The sequence below is a fragment of the Thermococcus sp. ES12 genome (assembly GCF_012027515.1).
Classification (GTDB): Archaea; Methanobacteriota_B; Thermococci; order Thermococcales; family Thermococcaceae; genus Thermococcus; species Thermococcus barossii.
The window spans coordinates 19,677-35,135 of the sequence record NZ_SNUP01000003.1 but is presented as its reverse complement, the minus strand read 5'-3'; the positions used below and the strand labels follow the sequence as shown (position 1 = coordinate 35,135).

Below are 15,459 nucleotides of genomic sequence, written 5' to 3'. Positions count from 1 at the left end.
TCCTCATCATACATATCGGCTGGGTTTGAGGAAATGCATCAAACCCGGGGAGCCTTTATAAGCACCGCAGCCAATTGAAAGTTAGGTGACCCAAATGAAGACCGAGAGAGCGAAGGAGATACTCCTCCAGCTTTTGAAGATACCTTCTCCCTCCGGCCAGGAGGACAGGATAATGCTCCACATCATGGAGTTCCTGCACAGGCTCGACTACGACGTGAGGATAGAGAGCGACGGCGAGATAATAGACTTGGTTGTAAACCCCGACGCTGACCTCTTCTACGAGGTGCACGTGGACACAATACCCATCCGCGCCGAGCCCTTCGTGAGGGGCAACATAATCTATGGAACTGGTTCGAGCGACATAAAGGGCGGGGCGGCGGCAATACTCCTGATGCTGGAGAACCTCCGCAGGGAAGGGAAGGAACTCAACGTCGGTATCGTTTTCGTCAGCGACGAGGAGCTGGGCGGCCGCGGGAGTGCGCTCTTCATGGAGAGGTATAAACCAAAGATGGCGGTAGTGCTTGAGCCGACCGACCTGGAGGTCCACATAGCCCACGCAGGCAACATCGAGGCCTACTTCGAGGTGGACGGTAAAGAGGCCCACGGTGCCTGCCCCGAGAGCGGGGTAAACGCGATAGAGGAGACCTACAAGATGCTGGAGGAGATGAAGAGGCTCGAGCCCTTCAAGGCCAGGGGCGAGTTCTTCGACCCGCACATCGGAATCCAGGAGCTGGTCTGCGAGAACCCGGTCTACCTAATCCCCGCCCTCTGCAGGGGAAGGCTTGAGGCGAGGCTTCTGCCCGAACAGGAGGTAGAGGACATACTCGACCTGCTCGACCCGATATTCGACGAGTACACGCTGAAGTACGAGTACACCGAGATATGGGACGGCTACCGGCTGGAGCCGGACGAGGAGATAGTCCAGCTCGCCAGGAAGGCGATGGATGTTACCGACATAGACGAGTTCGGCGGGATGAGGAGCTGGACCGATGCCATAAACTTCATGTACAACGGAACCAGAACCATAGTCTTCGGCCCCGGCAACCTCGACATCTCCCACACCAAGAACGAGCACATCGACGTGAGGGACGTGGTTACCGCCAGCGAGTTCCTGAAGGCACTGAACGAGATTTATGGAAAGAGCGGGTGAACTTTCTCTTTTCCCCTTTTAAGGAAGGGCCCCCACCAGTAACTGGTGGGGGGTTAAGGGTACCAAAAACCCCGGAAAGTGGGACCCTTTCTTGCATGGAACCGCTACTTTGGCATTGAGAAGCCAGCCCATGAAACTTCATATTTCCGACGCGTAGTCATGAAATCAAAAAGACGTCAAGGGCATCAAGAAGCTGGGAGGTTAACTACCCGGCGGCGCCCGAGCATTGGCGCGGCCCTCATGAGTCCTCTTCACCACCTTCTTCCTTCTCCTTCCTATCCACCCAGAAGCGCCTCGTCCTTATGAACTGCCTCTCACGCTCCATGAGTGCGACGAGGAGTGCCTCGCCCCGGTACTGCGCCAGAAGCCTCGCCGCAGTGTCCGGCCCGGTTCCGTAGCTTGCCAAAGCTAAAATCGCCTCGAAGCCGTAGGAATCCACGAGGTCCGCAGCTTTCAGCAGCTTCCTGTAGGTTCTCTCCTCCCCCCTCTCCAGCGGCTTCCCATGGCGAACCTTCTCAAGAACCGGCAGAAACTCCTCCGCGTCTATCGGATGCGCAACCGCGAGCATCTTCGAGCCGCAGCGCGGGCACTGTCTTAGCTTTATGTTTTGAAGCCTCGCTACCCTCGTCCTCGAGTGCCACCCGCAGTTGGTGCAAACTAAAACGACCTCGTGGTCTAGCAGTCTCTTCCTGAACAGCTCTATCAGCTCGTCCCTCTCCAGCGTCCCGCTCAGCAGGAACTCGCCGCCGACGGTCATGTTCAGCCGGGCAAGCGTTGAAGGCTCCTTCCTGAGAACCGTTTTCACCCTCATCGTGCCCCTCTTGAGCATCTCAAGGACGAGCTCGCCCTTCTTCACGTCAACCTTGTCGTGGTAGAGCTCGTTCAAGGTCTCTCGCTCAATCACCGTTCCCTCGAAGAGCCTCTCGATCCTCCTTATCTTCGCGTCCCTCCTCAAAGCGCCAAAGCGCTTCGCCACGTTCAGCATTCTCCATCTGTATGCATGGGAATCTCTCAGAGCGCGGGAGACTATGAACTCAAGGCTTTCTGGCTCTTGGTAGAGGTAGCGCTTCACCTCCTCAGGGTTCAGCTGGAAGGGCGTCTTGAAGACCACCGCATGCCCCTGGCTCCTCACGGAGAAGACCCTGCCGTAGCGCAGGATGAGGAGCGAGTGGACGAGCCGCCCGAGGGCCTCGTTTGCCCTGTTTCCAAAGTCCGCGTGGATTACCAGCGCTTCCGGCGTGCTCTCGACGACGATGTCGCGGTCGGTGGAGAAGGGCTCGCCCCTGATCTCGTCAAACGCCCTTCTCAGCTCCTTTTCGCTGAACTCCACCTCCTCAAGGAGCCCCTTCGCCTTCTTGAAGTCAAAGGCCAGCTCCCTCTTCAGCCTGCCGACGTCGAGGGCAACGCTGAATGGAACGGGGATCATCTCGCCCTCCCAGCTCGGTATCGCGCTCTCCAGGCTCTTGCTCTCGCGGACCTTCAAAAGCCTCGCCTCGTCGTCGATCTTGAGCACGATCCAGCTCCGGCCGTTCATGACAAACTCCATGCCCTCCTCCAGGTCCATCACGAAGCTCTCATCGAGCCTTCCAATGACGTGCCCGCTCCCCGCGTCGAAAACCCTCCACGAGACTTCGTCAGGAATCGTTGAGAGGTTCTCGTAGTAGTACTGGAACGCGCCGCGGCGGAGATAGAGAAGGTTTTTCTCCTCGTCGTAGCCCATGAGTCTCGCGTCCTCTAGAACTCCCAGGACGTCGAGGTAGTCGCTCCAGCTCAAATCCCTGTAAACGTAGGCCCGCTTCGCTATCTCGTAGGGCCTCTCGCGAGGGAGGCGTTTGTACTCGATGAGCAGGCCGACGACGAAGTGGGCCAGAACGTCCAGCCCGCCCATCGGCTCGACCGCCTCAAATCTGCCCTCAAGGGCGTGCTTCGCTATGACGAGGCTCTGGAGGTAGTCCTCAACGTTGGAGGTTATGATGTAGCCCTCGCTGACTTCACCTATCCGGTGTTTGGCCCGACCGACGCGCTGGACGAGCCGGTTCACTTGGCGCGGGCTCATGTACTGGATTACAATGTCAACGTCACCTATGTCTATGCCCAGCTCCATAGAGGACGTGCAGATCAGCGCTTTAATTCTGCCCTCCTTGAGGGCCTTTTCGGCCTTAATTCTGGCTTCCCTCGAAAGCGAGCCGTGGTGAACCTCAACGGGCTTCCCCCAGGCCTTGAGGCGGTGCGCCAGAATCTCTGCGAACTGCCGCGTGTTGGTGAATATCAAAGCTTTCCCGTGCTCCTCGACGACTCCCCACAGGGCCCTCAGCCTCGCCGCTATCTCGGGCGAGACGCTCAGCTCCCGGGCGAGGTCGAGGTCCCTCCCATCTGGCCTCGGGTAGAGAACGTGGAAGCGGTAGTTCTTCCTCCAGTTCGGCTTGACTATGACGTCCGCCTTCAGCCACTCCTTGACTTCCTCCTCGTTGCCTACCGTTGCGGTCATGCCTATTCTCCTGAAGTCGGCAATTTCGGCAAGTCTTTCAAGGTTCAGGAGGAGCTGTGCTCCCCTTTTGTTGTCCACCAGCTCCGCTATCTCATCGACGATGACGAACTTCACGTTCTCGAGGTGCTTCCTGAGGGATTTGACCGTCAGGATAACCCCCAGCGTCTCAGGGGTGATTATGAGCATCTGAGGCGGGTTCTTCGTCTGCTTTGCCTTCCGGTAGGCTGAAGTGTCGCTGTGCCTCACCTCGACGGTTATTCCCAGCTTCTTTCCCCACCATTCCAGCCTCTCAAGCAGATCCCTGTTGAGGGCCTTGAGCGGTGCGATGTAGAGCGCAGAAATCGGCTTAAGTCCCCCTTCAAGGATTTCATTGAAGACGGGCAGAACAGCTGCCTCGGTCTTCCCCGAGCCGGTGGGGGCTATTATCAGGACGCCCTTTCCGGAGCTAACCTCCCTGAACGCGTCCTGCTGGAGCCTGTTGAGCCTTCCGAAGCGCTCCCTAATGGCCTTTCTGAGGAGGGGGTGCATGGTGAAAAATGGGGTACGTGGTTTATAAGCCCAACCACCATTAGATTTATAAACGATATATCGTCCGATACATCGGTGATAGAAAGTGGAGGTCACGAGGAATACCGAGACCTACGATATGGCCTATGCAAAGCGGGCGATGCTGGTGGTCGTTATCCTGCCGCTTCTCGTCATGTACACGGAGGCGATGCTGACCCCCGCACTGCCGACGATACAGAAGGAGTTCGGAATAAACCCCAACGACGTCAGCTGGGTGCTGACGATATACCTCCTCGTCGGGACTGTGAGCGCGGCAATCCTCGGCAAGCTCGGGGATATGTACGGCAAGAAGAAGATGTTCCTCGTCGCTCTGGGCTTCTACACGCTGGGGGTTATACTCAACGGCTTCGCGCCGAGCTTCGAGTGGCTCCTCGTCTCGCGCGGGATTCAGGGCCTCGGGATGGCAATATTCCCGCTCGCCTTCAGCCTCGTCCGCGAGGAGTTCCCGCCCGAGATGGTGCCCCAGGTTCAGGGAATGATAAGCGCGATGTTCGGCGTCGGTATGGTCATCGCTCTTCCCCTTGGCGCGTACGTAACCCAGAACTTCGGCTGGCGCTGGACGTACCACTCGGCGGCACCGTTTGCTGTCATCATGTTCATCCTTGCGTGGAGAATCCTCCGCGAGAGCCGCTACGTGAACCCCGGAAAGCTCGACTGGCCTGGTGCACTCTTCCTGGTCTGGGCTGTTGTTCCCGCCCTGGTTGCCGTTACGCGCGCCCCGAACGTTGGCTGGCAGGCGGGGCAGACGCTTGCGCTCTTTGGGGTGTCCATTGTTGGGGTCGTCCTCCTCTACCTCTGGGAGAAGCGGGCGGACAATCCGTTGATTCCGCTCGACATAATATCCTCCCGGAACCCCGCGATAGTGAACCTCGGCATAATGTTCGCGGCCTTTGGCATCTCGATGATGAGCCAGGCAAACACCTACATCTTTCAGATGAAGCCGCCCTACGGCTTCGGCAAGACTATACTCGAAAGCGGCCTGCTCATGACTCCCATGGCCGGCGTTATGCTGGTCATAGCGCCGCTCGCCGGCAAACTGATGCCCAGGATAGGTGCAAAGCCCCTCGCGGTAACCGGTGCCCTGACGGCAAGCGCCGGTCTGGCGTTGCTCTCCCAGTACGCCACGCAGCTATCCCTCACCCAGTTCGTGGCCCTCATAACGGTCGTTGGGGCCGGAATAACTCTGATGAACGTCTCCTTCATCAACGTGCTGGTGTTCTCTGTCCCGCCGAGGGTCATGGGAGTGGCGACCGGAGCGAACAGTCTGTTCAGAAACTTCGGCTCCACCTGGGGGCCGGCCATAGCGGGAACCGTCATGAGCACCTACTACATACTCGTGCACATTCCCGAGGTGCCGGTGCCGATAAAGATACCGACGGAGAAGGCCTACGAGGTGCTTTTCGGCACTTCGGCGCTCGTCTACCTCTTCCTCGCCCTTCTGAGCCTTGCCATCGTCGAGGTCATGAAGGGCGGGAAGATACACGAGGTTGAAAACGGTGGAGAAAAGGAGATAACCGTTGGCTGATTCTTTTTCCCTTTTATTCTCCCCTGTAGGCCCTCAGGTAGAGCTCCCGTATCTCCTCCGGCTTTGGCTCGACGGGGTTGAAGACAACGAGCCCGTCGCGGTAGGCCTTCTCGGCCATCTCCTCGACCCTGCTCACGAAAGTTTCATCGTCCACCAGTTCACCCAGCTCCGGGACACCGAGCATCCCGTTAAGCTCCCGTACTATCTCCACGAGGTCTCTGGCCGTCGAGAAGCCAAGCTCCCTCGCTATCTCCGCGTAGCGTTTCCTTGCATAATCACTGCGCTCCATGTTGAACTCCATCACGTAGGGCAGGAATATCGCGTTGAGGAGTCCATGCGGGCCAATCCACGCCGCCTTGTGGCTCATGGCATGACAAAGACCGAGGCGTGCGTTGAGAAACGCTATACCTGCCATCGTTGCTGCGTAGTGAACCCTCGCCCTTGCCTCGTCATCGCCCTTCACCGAGAGCGGCAGCCACTTATAGACGGTCTTTATCGCCTTAATCGCCATGGCGTCGCTGAATGGATTCGCCACCTTTGTCGTGTAGGCTTCTATTCCATGAACGAGGACGTCAAGGCCGGAATTGCGTGCCACCTCTGCCGGCATAGTCCTCGGCAGTCGCGGGTCAAGTATGGCAACGTCGGGCGCTATCTCCGGGGTCACGATGTTGTACTTAGCGTCGCCCTTCTTCAGGACGCTCGCCCCGGAGACCTCGCTTCCAGCTCCACTCGTCGAGGGAATCGCTATCAGCGGTGTTCTGAGCTTGGGAACGGGCTTGGGCTTTGAAAAGCGGTCTATGAAGGCTATCTCCTCAAAGTTCAGCTCGGGAGCGTCGTAGAAGACCTTCAGGGCTTTGGTCGTGTCAATGACGCTTCCGCCGCCGAGGGCTATCAGCAGATCGGGCTCGAAATCCCTCACCTTCGGAAGGAACTCCTCTATGACCTCGACGCTAGGTTCCGCCGGAAGTCCAGCTATCGAAAAGACCTCCGCCCCGGCCTCTCTTACGTAGTCCTCGGCCTCCTTCAGGAAGCCGTGCCTCTTCATCGAGCGTGAAGAGAGTATGAGAACGCGCTCGTACCCTCTGGCCTCCTTTGAGAGCCTTCGCAGGCTTCCCTCACCCTCGATGATTTTGGTTTTCAGCCAGAACATGAGCACCACCAAGGAAACCTATGCCCGAAGGCTTTTAACATTCTCGGCCGGCTTAACTCCTGGTTTGGAACCTCGTGGTTGGAGAAACGCTTTAATTATGAATCTAGATTCAACTATCGATGCTCGTGAAAGGTAAGATCGTTGGAGAGAAGGCCACGGTGCCCTTTGAGGTTCACAAAGATAAAGACGGCATTGAGGTTAGGGTTGATTTTCCCGACGAAGAGTTCCGCTATTCGGTTGACTGCAACTGCCTTGAGCCCCTGGAGGTTCTTGGCCTCCTACTGCCATCATTTGAGGAGAATCTCGGTGAAATTCGGGGTGTTTTCGTTGAAGAGGTAGTTGAAGAAACGGAAGGGAAGAGGGGTCATTCCCTCCTGAAGAGCCTGCGCAGGTTCCTCTCGAAGGGTGGATAGACGACGCCGCGGTCTGTAATTATCCCCGTGAGGTACTTGTGCGGCGTCACGTCAAATGCTGGGTTGTAAACGTCAACATCCGGGGCTATCTTACAGCCACCGCAGGTTAAAACCTCCTCCTTCTTCCGCTCTTCGATGGGTATCTCCTTTCCGCTCTTCATGCTCATGTCTATGGTCGAGAGGGGTGCCACAGTGAAGAAAGGTATCCCATGCTCCTTGGCGAGAACCGCGAGGGTGTAGGTTCCTATCTTGTTGGCGAAGTCGCCGTTGGCCACTATCCTGTCGGCGCCGATGATGATAGCATCGACCTTCCCCTGCTGCATGACAAAGCCGGCCATGTTGTCGGCTATGAGCTTAAGCGGTATGCCATCGTAGTGGTACTCCCACGCGGAAAGCCTCGCGCCCTGGAGGACGGGCCTCGTCTCGTCCACCCAGAGGAGCTTCAGCGTTCCGTCCCTGTGCATTACCCTCAGGACGGCTCCAACCGTTCCGAGCTGGACCGTTGCCAAGCTGCCAGCGTTGCAGTGGGTCAGGACGTTGCCCTCGGGAAGGGCCTCGGCACCGTAGTGGCCCATCCTGAGGTTGGCCTCGACGTCCTCGTCCGCTATCCTCTGCGCCTCGGCGACAATCATGCGCTTAATCTCGTCGAGTGGGTCTTCAAGGTGCTCCTCGACGAGCTTCTTCACCCTGTTGAGCGCCCAGAAGAGGTTCACAGCGGTTGGCCGGGTGTTCTTAAGCCTGTTGTACGCCCGGTAAAATCCATCCATGAACTCATCCTTGGTTTTGGCTTTTGAAGTGTCGGCGTAGAGGGCCAGGCCGAAGGCTGCTGCCGCACCTATGGCAGGAGCGCCGCGGACCTTCATGGTGATTATTGCATCGGCAACTTCATCGACGGTTCTCAGCTCAATCATGCGAAACTCCCTTGGCAGAAGGGTCTGGTCTATCATGATGACCTTCCCGCGCTCATAGCGCACACTCCTGGGGAGCCTCGTGAGTTCCTCGGCCTTATACCTCATCTCCACAGCCACCACCCCAAAGGGTTTAAGGGAGGAGCTTAAATCTCCTTCGGTGGTTGAAATGATGCTGAGGATATTCGTTACCGGCCCGGCGGGAGTCGGAAAGACGACGCTGGTGGAAAGGGTCGCGAGGGAAGCCGACCGCTGGGGCTACCTCGTCGGTGGAATGATCACAAGAGAGGTGCGGAGGGGTGGAAGGCGTGTGGGCTTCAGGATTACTGCCCTCGACACCGGAGAGGAGGGAACCCTGGCCAGCGTTAGAGGGACCTCGCACCTCCCGGGCGTTCCCTTCGGGAAGTACGTCGTCCACGTTGACGAGCTTGAGCGGGTCGGCGTTTCGGCGATAAGGCGCGCCCTTGTTGAGGCGGACCTGATAGTCATAGACGAGATCGGCCCGATGGAGTACAAGAGCGACGAGTTTGTTAGGGTCATCGGCGAGGTTCTGAAGTCCGAGAAACCGCTGTTGGCGGTCGTCCACAGGAAGATGGCCGATAAATTCCGCCCCCTTGGAAAGCTCTACACGCTGAGTGTCGAGAACAGGAACAGGGCCTTCGCTGAGGTGCTCGATGAAGTTATGAAAGAACTGAAGGGAGTCAGAGGTTGAGGCTGTCCTTGCAGCTCTCACAGATCCACTTCTCGCCGCCCTCGATGTAGACCTTGTAGAGGGGACCGTACTGGCCGCAGAGTTCGCAGATGCCGTAGACCTCCGTTTCTTCGCTGGTCTCCTCCTCGCTTCCACCGGAGTACGTGTTGAGCGCAGCGAGAAGGTCCGCGGCGGTGACGAAGCCTATCGGCCTTCCGAGCCTGGTAACGAGGAGTCTTCTTATACCCTTGTCCATCATCTTGTCAATCGCGTCCTGAACCTCGTAGTCGTCCTCGATGGTTATCGGGTTCTTCGTCATAACCTCCTCGACCTTGACGGTCTTGGGGTCTCTCCCCTTCGCAACGACCTTATCGAGTATGTCGCGGTCGGTTATTATTCCAACGATTTCGTCGTCTTTAACAACAACCGCGCTTCCCACCTTGTTCTTTGAGAGAATCCTGGCGACCCTGTGGACGGTGTCGTCCGGCTTGACGATGACTGCCTTTCTCTTAACCACTTGTCCCACGGCTATCCTAGGTGCCATTTTATCACCTCGCCAACCGGGGGTTGGGAGAGAAACTTAAAAAGCTTTCTTCAAGTGCGGCGTCTCAGGAGATACGAAACGAGGAGAAACGTTAAGACGAAGGCCACAACGGCAAGAATTGCAGGGGTAGCCGAATTCCACGCGGTTGGAGCGGCGGAGGGGGTTGCCGAAGTCGTTGTCTGAAACACCGCGCCGGTACTCGTGTTGGTGGCCATCGGCACAAGGGCCTTTTCCGGCGTTGACATCACCGTTACGTTGTCCAGCTCATAGGATACGTTGGTCCCGGTTTCCACCATTGGCGTCAGCATACGGTTTGAGACCGCGTAAACTCCCGCCGAGATCAATCCTGCTATGGCCAGGCTTATGACGTGGAGTCTCTCAAAGCCCAGCACGGCCTTCTTCTTCACCTTGGCGACGCTTTTCCTTGGAAGCAGGAGGATGGGCCTGTTGGAAGCTCGATAAAGCTTGACCTCCTGAAGTCTCTTCCCGTACTTCTTTCCAGCCACCTCGATGAGACCAACTTTTAGCATCTTGTCTATGTGGTATGAGACGGTGGAAATCGGAAGGTTCAGTTCACGCGATATCTCGCTTATAGAGAGCGCCCGGTCTTCCACCAAGTGGAGGATGGCTATCGCTTTTTCATTCATCAGGATCTGAGCAAGCTCCTTCGCCCTCTCGTCGTGGATGTCTATCGTTTCATAGTCCAAGCGGCGCCACCTGGGAAGAATAGGGCACGGACGTATTAAAGCTTTTCACAGCTTCAAGCCTGCTTGAAGTCATCAGAAGGGCGTGAGAGTAAAAGGAAAGGAAGCTAAATTCACGGCTTCTCGAGGATGATCTCGATGGTCGAGGTGTTGGCGGTCCTGCCGTCGGCAGTCGGGAGCTCCTCGGTACCGATCTTGATCTCTTTGACCCTGACCTCTGGGAGGAACCTGTTCCTGACGATCTCGGCGACGTCGACGGCCCTGCTGATGGCCCTACCGCGAGCCTTGACGCTGACCTCCTTAGCGCCCTCGTTGAACTGGGTTATCACGGCGAGGACGTAGTTCATAACCGGCTTCTTTCCGATGTAGACGACATGCTCCTCTGCCATCTTTGGCACCTCCGGAATTTTGTCGTTAACCTGTCGTGAGATTTTGGTTAAATACTTTTCGGTATTTCCGCGGCTTTATTGGACAATCCTGTGGCTTTAACGGATTAATTGAATGTTCATGCATGCTCCTGCAAGTTTGTGTCAAAGCGAAAGATTTTAAGGTTCAAAAATTGCCATAGACCTGGTGATAATATGGCCGTTCACCCGATCGATTACCGTTATGGGAGCGAGGAAATGAGGCGCATCTGGGACGAGGAGAACAAGCTTCAAAAGCTTCTCGATGTCGAGGCAGCACTCGCGAGGGCCCACGCGAAGGTGGGCAATATTCCGGAAGAAAGTGCACGGGTCATCTCCGAGAGGGCAAACACAGCGTGGGTTAAGCTCGGGCGCGTCAAAGAAATAGAAGCGGAGATACACCACGACATAATGGCCGTCGTCAAGGCTCTAAGCGAGGTCTGCGGTGAACACGGGAAGTACGTCCACCTGGGTGCCACTTCCAACGATATAATTGACACTGCCAACGCGCTCCTCATAAAGGAGAGTCTTGAGATAGTGGAGAAGGACTTGAAGGAGCTTCGCTCCATACTCAAACGTCTCGCCCGGGAGCACAAGTATACCGTCTGCATCGGCAGGACGCACGGCCAGCACGCGGTTCCAACCACCTACGGCATGAAGTTTGCCATATGGCTCGATGAGATACAGAGGCACATAGACAGGCTAGAGGAGCTGAAGGAAAGGGTTTTAGTCGGCCAGATGAGCGGTGCCGTTGGAACTATGGCCAGCTTCGGGGAGAAGGGCCTTGAGATACAGCGCCTCGTTATGGAAGACCTCGGCCTAAAGCCGGCCAGAATAAGCAACCAGATAATCCAGCGCGACGTCTACGCTGAACTTATGATGGTTCTGGCTCTCATTGCCTCGACACTCGACAAGATGGCTCTCGAAATCAGGAACCTCCAGAGGACGGAGATACTTGAGATCAGCGAGCCCTTTGGGAAAAAGCAGGTCGGCTCTTCGACCATGCCCCACAAGAGGAACCCAATAAGGAGTGAGAAAGTGAGCGGGCTCGCAAGGATTCTCTACTCAAACGTCTTCCCTGCCCTGCTCAACAATCCCCTCTGGCATGAGAGGGATCTCACCAACTCCTCCGTTGAGCGTGTTATCCTTCCAGAGAGCTTTGTCCTGCTCGATGAGATGCTGAAGAGCATGAAGAAAGTCCTTGCCGGCCTGGAGTTCTTCCCGGAGAACATCAGGAGGAACCTGTACATGACCAACAACCTTATCATGGCTGAGCCGCTGATGTTGAAGCTGACTGAGAGGGGCATGGGGAGGCAGGAAGCCCATGAACTCGTTAGAGGGCTTGCCATGAAAGCGTTTGAAGAGAATAGGGACCTGATAGAGGTGGCCGGGGAGAACGAAGACGTTAAAAAGTTCCTAAGTGAGAATGATTTCGAAAGCCTGAAGCCGGAGAACTATGTGGGAATGGCTCCACGGATAGTCGACAACGTAATCGCATGGATAGAGGAGAAAGAGAAAAAAGAAGGCCTTTGAGCCCTCTTTTTCCTTACCTGGGGCCCGTATTCTTTTTTCATACTCCCCGCCTTGTGGTGCAAATTGATCCTCAGATTTTTGGGTGAGAGTTTACTTTAATAGATAGTATTATATACGTCCAAAATCCAAAAGTTAAATTTAATGTTGTTTTGTACTATTAAATTTGCTTAATATAACGGGTTTAAAAACTACTAATAATAATGTTGAATTTTGATTATTTGTCACCACGATATAAAGTAATTTCCAACAAAATGTCCATCACTGTGCATGAGTACGTGGTGAGGACACCCGTCATTTCTGGCTACATGCCTTTGTTCCCCTCACAACCCCTGAGAATAACCTGCGTGAAGTTCGTTGTTCAAAGTATCCCAGACTCCCAAAAGTTTTCTGTGAGATCGGGCTTTTAGGAACCAAAAATTGGTTACAATTGAAGGTAGTGTAAACTGATCAGGCTGCAGATCTCTCAGGTAGTTGCATTGGAGACATTGACTTGAGGACGGTGGTGCAGAGTCCTGTTAGGCCCTGTGAGGGTGTGGGGAGCTGACTCTCACGGCGCCCCGTGTGCCCAAGTGGAACATTTAAAATCACGTTGTCGCTACAGCATACCTAGTTCCTCCTCTAAATGTCATGGCAGGGGACATCAGGATCATTTGGATTGCCTCTGGTGGGAGTTTAAATGTTCATAAGTGTCCACGAATTTTGGATATAATGTACCTTATATCCAAAACTTATGCACATAACTGTATATTAAAACAGGTAAGATAATGGCGCGCAGGGCGTTGCAGTTTTCTGGTTGAGCCGCTCCACATCAGGGCGTTCCCCACGTGAGCGGATGCTTGGGTGCCGAATGTGCCATCTCTGCGCTCTGAGTGAGGTACCTCTATCAAGAGGCTACCCCTACTACGCCTTCCTTTTCTACCCTTTATGGGCTGAACACGCTTATCTCAAACTGCACCATCTTTAATTGTAATCGGATATTGGTGTTAAGATAACCCGATCTTTTGACCATTATTCCAGGTTCTTGGGTAGATAGTGTCCAGCTTGTGGCATCTGGCTAACACGTCTTAATGTGTACTTTTGGCCAATAATTCTTCTGCACAATGGTAAATTTTTTGAAATTTTTACGCTTTTAAATCGTATTGATTAAGCAATAATTTTTAGTGTATATATTGAACTTGTACATTAAATCAAAATTTTAAAATTTCAATAAGTTTAAGTCGCATTTTAAAATATTTTAAGAATATATCTTTTTTATCACGTAAAATCTAACTGAAAATTTTGAGAGAACCTCCCAACGAGAATTAGTCTTACCTAAAAAATAAAACGACCAAGAAACAAGTCAAATGACCCAATAATCAACAAATAACAGATTTTTTCAAAAATTTAACCCTTACAGCTCTTCTTCGCCAGCATTTTTTGGGATCTCGTTTCCCTGAGGTAGGATTATCAGTTCCCTTCCTTCAACCAGCATTTGTGCAACCTTCTTTCTGGCCGAGCTCAAAGCCCTCCAGACTGTCCCCCTTGAGACACCCATCTTTTTCCCCGCCTCTTCCTGGGTTAGCCCCTCATAGTCCACCAACCGAAGGGCCTCAAATTCCTCATACGTCATGAAAATCGGCGGTTTTGGCTGTCCTACCTGGGGTAGGGCAGGATAGAAATGCCTAACTTGGGGAATAAACCCAATCATGCGCATCTTCCTTCTTCTACCCCTGCCTCGGCCCCATCCTGGTCCCATTCCCATCGGCATGGCTATCAAAACCGGTACGGCGGTTTGCTTTATAGACTTTCTCCCTTCCGACCCAGTAACTGTTATAACCTGTGCTCCCCAAACGTAGCCTGGTGAGAGAAATGGCGTTCCGCATGGTTGAGAGAAAGATTGGCTGGCACAAGGACTTCGACAGCTCGCACTTCTTGGTTCTTCCCTACGAGAGCAAATGCCTCCGGATACACGGGCACACGTACAATGTCGACGTCGAAATATGGGGCGAACTCAACGAGAACGGAATGATATTCGACTTCAACCACCTGAGCAACCTCATCAAGCTCCTCGACCATCGCATCCTTGTGAGCGGAGACTGGGTCGTTGAGAGACGTGATGAAACGCTTGTTATCGAGAAAAATGGTAAGCGGCTGGAACTGCCCAAGAACGAGGCTGTTGTACTCGACAGGCCGAACGTTACCGCTGAGTACATAGCGGAGTGGTTCGCCGAAAGAATAGCGGAGAAGGCAGGGGACAACGTGAGGCGCATAAAGGTTAGAATCTGGGAAGACCCCAGGAGCTATGCGGAGGTAACCCTGGAGCGGTGACTTTCTGCCCCCAATTAATTTTCGAAACCCGTAAATAGAAAGACGTTGATTCCCCTTTGAGGCGATTTTATGAAGTGGGTTACCCGTGAACACGTCCACGTTGACCGTGTGGCGTGTCCCTGGCTTATAAAGCGCTTTATCGACCCTGAGGCGGAGTTTATTTTTGTGCCCCGGGATACAGATCCTTCGACGATAACCGAGGGGATACCCTTTGACTTTAAGGGCGTCAAGCTCGGTCACCACGACGGAAAATGCTCCTTCGACGCTTTCATTGAGAAGTACAACATAACCGATCCGGCTGTTCTGAAGATTGCCGAAATTGTTCGGGAAGCCGACACGCACGTGGAGAACCCTCAACCCCTTTCAGTGGCTCTGGACATCCTCGCGAGGGGTTACCGGATGATATGCAGGGACGACTACGAGACCCTTGAGAAGGAGTTCTACCTATACGACGCCATGTACGCCCACTTCAAGAAGCAGATTGAGGAGGGAAAGGCTTAGCAGCCCTTCTCCCTTTTTTCGGAAAGCGTTCCGTTGATTCCGCATTTTCTGTAAACCTCCTCAAGCATTTCTCTGGCCTTCTTCTTAAGTTCGCTGAAATACTCCCCTCCAAAGGTTTCCTCCGCTTCAATCGTTAGCAGGTAGGCGGTTTTCATGTATGCTGCGCTCAATTCGCAGTCGGACCTTTCCGCGATCTTGCCTGCTATGTCCACGAGATATCCCACGAACGAGTGAAGGAGCCTTCTGTAGTCGTTCTTGAAGTTGTTTTCATTGAGCCAGCCCTTAAGGGTCAGGAAAATCTTGAACGCGGGTACCTCTACGCTTTCGTCTCCATAGCGACGGTATCTGATGAGGAGGTACTGGAATATTGAGATCAGAAACCTTCCAACGTCTGCCTTCGTCCCGCCGTTTTTCTCAACAAACTCCTCAAACTCTCTCAGACCGGTTTTTCCACTATCGAGGAAGGCCATCAGCAGGGCCCCGTAGGGAGTCGAGTACTGGGAGAAGTCAACCTCTTTAAATTCCGGAATTTCTGGGAAGATACGCATTATTGCTCTTTTTGTGTCCATGTTTC

15 protein-coding genes are annotated in these 15,459 nt (G+C 54.3%); 7 read left to right on the top strand and 8 right to left on the bottom strand.

Annotated features, from left to right (window positions below):
- Nucleotides 1-94 precede the first annotated feature (94 nt).
- Nucleotides 95-1,150, top strand: a complete 1,056-nt coding sequence (locus tag E3E37_RS08130; RefSeq protein WP_167716815.1) for a M20/M25/M40 family metallo-hydrolase — start codon at nt 95-97, stop codon at nt 1,148-1,150.
- Between the two features lie 238 nt (nt 1,151-1,388).
- Here E3E37_RS08130 and E3E37_RS08125 read toward each other — a convergent pair whose 3' ends face one another.
- The gene (locus E3E37_RS08125; protein ID WP_167716500.1) at nt 1,389-4,166 is read right to left on the bottom strand and encodes a DEAD/DEAH box helicase; all 2,778 of its coding nucleotides are present in this window, start codon (nt 4,164-4,166) and stop codon (nt 1,389-1,391) included.
- Nucleotides 4,167-4,251: 85 nt separating this feature from the next.
- Between E3E37_RS08125 and E3E37_RS08120 the strand changes: the two genes are divergently transcribed.
- Nucleotides 4,252-5,730: an MFS transporter gene (locus E3E37_RS08120; protein ID WP_371731705.1), complete on the top strand. Its 1,479-nt coding sequence runs from the start codon at nt 4,252-4,254 to the stop codon at nt 5,728-5,730.
- A 13-nt stretch (nt 5,731-5,743) separates the two neighbouring features.
- Here E3E37_RS08120 and E3E37_RS08115 read toward each other — a convergent pair whose 3' ends face one another.
- Nucleotides 5,744-6,880, bottom strand: a complete 1,137-nt coding sequence (locus E3E37_RS08115; protein ID WP_167716811.1) for an iron-containing alcohol dehydrogenase — start codon at nt 6,878-6,880, stop codon at nt 5,744-5,746.
- A 119-nt stretch (nt 6,881-6,999) separates the two neighbouring features.
- On the opposite strand from E3E37_RS08115, the gene E3E37_RS08110 reads away from it, so the two are divergent.
- The gene (locus E3E37_RS08110) at nt 7,000-7,293 is read left to right on the top strand and encodes a hypothetical protein (protein WP_167716498.1); all 294 of its coding nucleotides are present in this window, start codon (nt 7,000-7,002) and stop codon (nt 7,291-7,293) included.
- Here the strand turns inward: E3E37_RS08110 and mtnA are convergent.
- Nucleotides 7,245-8,309: an S-methyl-5-thioribose-1-phosphate isomerase gene (mtnA, locus tag E3E37_RS08105; protein ID WP_206204085.1), complete on the bottom strand. Its 1,065-nt coding sequence runs from the start codon at nt 8,307-8,309 to the stop codon at nt 7,245-7,247. The genes E3E37_RS08110 and mtnA overlap by 49 nt on opposite strands.
- 61 nt (nt 8,310-8,370) lie before the next feature.
- Here mtnA and E3E37_RS08100 point away from each other — a divergent pair, with 61 nt between their 5' ends.
- The gene (locus E3E37_RS08100; RefSeq protein WP_167716809.1) at nt 8,371-8,913 is read left to right on the top strand and encodes an NTPase; all 543 of its coding nucleotides are present in this window, start codon (nt 8,371-8,373) and stop codon (nt 8,911-8,913) included.
- Here E3E37_RS08100 and E3E37_RS08095 read toward each other — a convergent pair.
- The 3 genes from E3E37_RS08095 to albA form a co-directional block, all read right to left on the bottom strand.
- The gene (locus E3E37_RS08095; RefSeq protein ID WP_088864831.1) at nt 8,903-9,436 is read right to left on the bottom strand and encodes a cyclic nucleotide-binding/CBS domain-containing protein; all 534 of its coding nucleotides are present in this window, start codon (nt 9,434-9,436) and stop codon (nt 8,903-8,905) included. The genes E3E37_RS08100 and E3E37_RS08095 overlap by 11 nt on opposite strands.
- Nucleotides 9,437-9,486: 50 nt before the next feature.
- Nucleotides 9,487-10,143, bottom strand: a complete 657-nt coding sequence (locus tag E3E37_RS08090) for a transcriptional regulator (RefSeq protein WP_167716494.1) — start codon at nt 10,141-10,143, stop codon at nt 9,487-9,489.
- Nucleotides 10,144-10,253: 110 nt separating this feature from the next.
- Nucleotides 10,254-10,529: a DNA-binding protein Alba gene (gene albA, locus E3E37_RS08085; protein WP_012571890.1), complete on the bottom strand. Its 276-nt coding sequence runs from the start codon at nt 10,527-10,529 to the stop codon at nt 10,254-10,256.
- A 192-nt stretch (nt 10,530-10,721) separates the two neighbouring features.
- Between albA and purB the strand changes: the two genes are divergently transcribed.
- The gene (gene purB, locus E3E37_RS08080; RefSeq protein ID WP_167716492.1) at nt 10,722-12,077 is read left to right on the top strand and encodes an adenylosuccinate lyase; all 1,356 of its coding nucleotides are present in this window, start codon (nt 10,722-10,724) and stop codon (nt 12,075-12,077) included.
- Nucleotides 12,078-13,467: 1,390 nt separating this feature from the next.
- Here purB and E3E37_RS08075 read toward each other — a convergent pair.
- On the bottom strand, nt 13,468-13,824 hold the full coding sequence (locus E3E37_RS08075; RefSeq protein WP_167716490.1) for a DUF134 domain-containing protein: 357 nt from the start codon (nt 13,822-13,824) through the stop codon (nt 13,468-13,470).
- A 101-nt stretch (nt 13,825-13,925) separates the two neighbouring features.
- Between E3E37_RS08075 and E3E37_RS08070 the strand changes: the two genes are divergently transcribed.
- Both E3E37_RS08070 and E3E37_RS08065 read left to right on the top strand, forming a co-directional pair.
- Nucleotides 13,926-14,384 carry a 6-carboxytetrahydropterin synthase gene (locus E3E37_RS08070; protein ID WP_167716807.1) on the top strand — a complete coding sequence of 153 codons (459 nt, stop codon included), beginning with the start codon at nt 13,926-13,928 and terminating at the stop codon, nt 14,382-14,384.
- Between the two features lie 69 nt (nt 14,385-14,453).
- A complete protein-coding gene (locus E3E37_RS08065; RefSeq protein ID WP_167716488.1) occupies nt 14,454-14,885 on the top strand; it encodes a chromate resistance protein ChrB domain-containing protein in 432 nt (143 codons plus the stop codon).
- Here E3E37_RS08065 and E3E37_RS08060 read toward each other — a convergent pair.
- Nucleotides 14,882-15,454: a hypothetical protein gene (locus E3E37_RS08060; RefSeq protein WP_167716486.1), complete on the bottom strand. Its 573-nt coding sequence runs from the start codon at nt 15,452-15,454 to the stop codon at nt 14,882-14,884. The genes E3E37_RS08065 and E3E37_RS08060 overlap by 4 nt on opposite strands.
- Nucleotides 15,455-15,459 lie beyond the last annotated feature (5 nt).

Bases quoted from the DNA above. Each gene is read 5' to 3' on its own strand.
- E3E37_RS08130 (WP_167716815.1), top strand. From the start codon at position 95: ATGAAGACCGAGAGAGCGAAGGAGATACTCCTCCAGCTTTTGAAGATA.
- E3E37_RS08125 (WP_167716500.1), bottom strand. From the start codon at position 4,166: ATGCACCCCCTCCTCAGAAAGGCCATTAGGGAGCGCTTCGGAAGGCTC.
- E3E37_RS08115 (WP_167716811.1), bottom strand. From the start codon at position 6,880: ATGTTCTGGCTGAAAACCAAAATCATCGAGGGTGAGGGAAGCCTGCGA.
- E3E37_RS08110 (WP_167716498.1), top strand. From the start codon at position 7,000: ATGCTCGTGAAAGGTAAGATCGTTGGAGAGAAGGCCACGGTGCCCTTT.
- mtnA (WP_206204085.1), bottom strand. From the start codon at position 8,309: ATGAGGTATAAGGCCGAGGAACTCACGAGGCTCCCCAGGAGTGTGCGC.
- E3E37_RS08100 (WP_167716809.1), top strand. From the start codon at position 8,371: ATGATGCTGAGGATATTCGTTACCGGCCCGGCGGGAGTCGGAAAGACG.
- E3E37_RS08095 (WP_088864831.1), bottom strand. From the start codon at position 9,436: ATGGCACCTAGGATAGCCGTGGGACAAGTGGTTAAGAGAAAGGCAGTC.
- albA (WP_012571890.1), bottom strand. From the start codon at position 10,529: ATGGCAGAGGAGCATGTCGTCTACATCGGAAAGAAGCCGGTTATGAAC.
- purB (WP_167716492.1), top strand. From the start codon at position 10,722: ATGGCCGTTCACCCGATCGATTACCGTTATGGGAGCGAGGAAATGAGG.
- E3E37_RS08075 (WP_167716490.1), bottom strand. From the start codon at position 13,824: ATGCCGATGGGAATGGGACCAGGATGGGGCCGAGGCAGGGGTAGAAGA.
- E3E37_RS08070 (WP_167716807.1), top strand. From the start codon at position 13,926: ATGGCGTTCCGCATGGTTGAGAGAAAGATTGGCTGGCACAAGGACTTC.
- E3E37_RS08065 (WP_167716488.1), top strand. From the start codon at position 14,454: ATGAAGTGGGTTACCCGTGAACACGTCCACGTTGACCGTGTGGCGTGT.
- E3E37_RS08060 (WP_167716486.1), bottom strand. From the start codon at position 15,454: ATGGACACAAAAAGAGCAATAATGCGTATCTTCCCAGAAATTCCGGAA.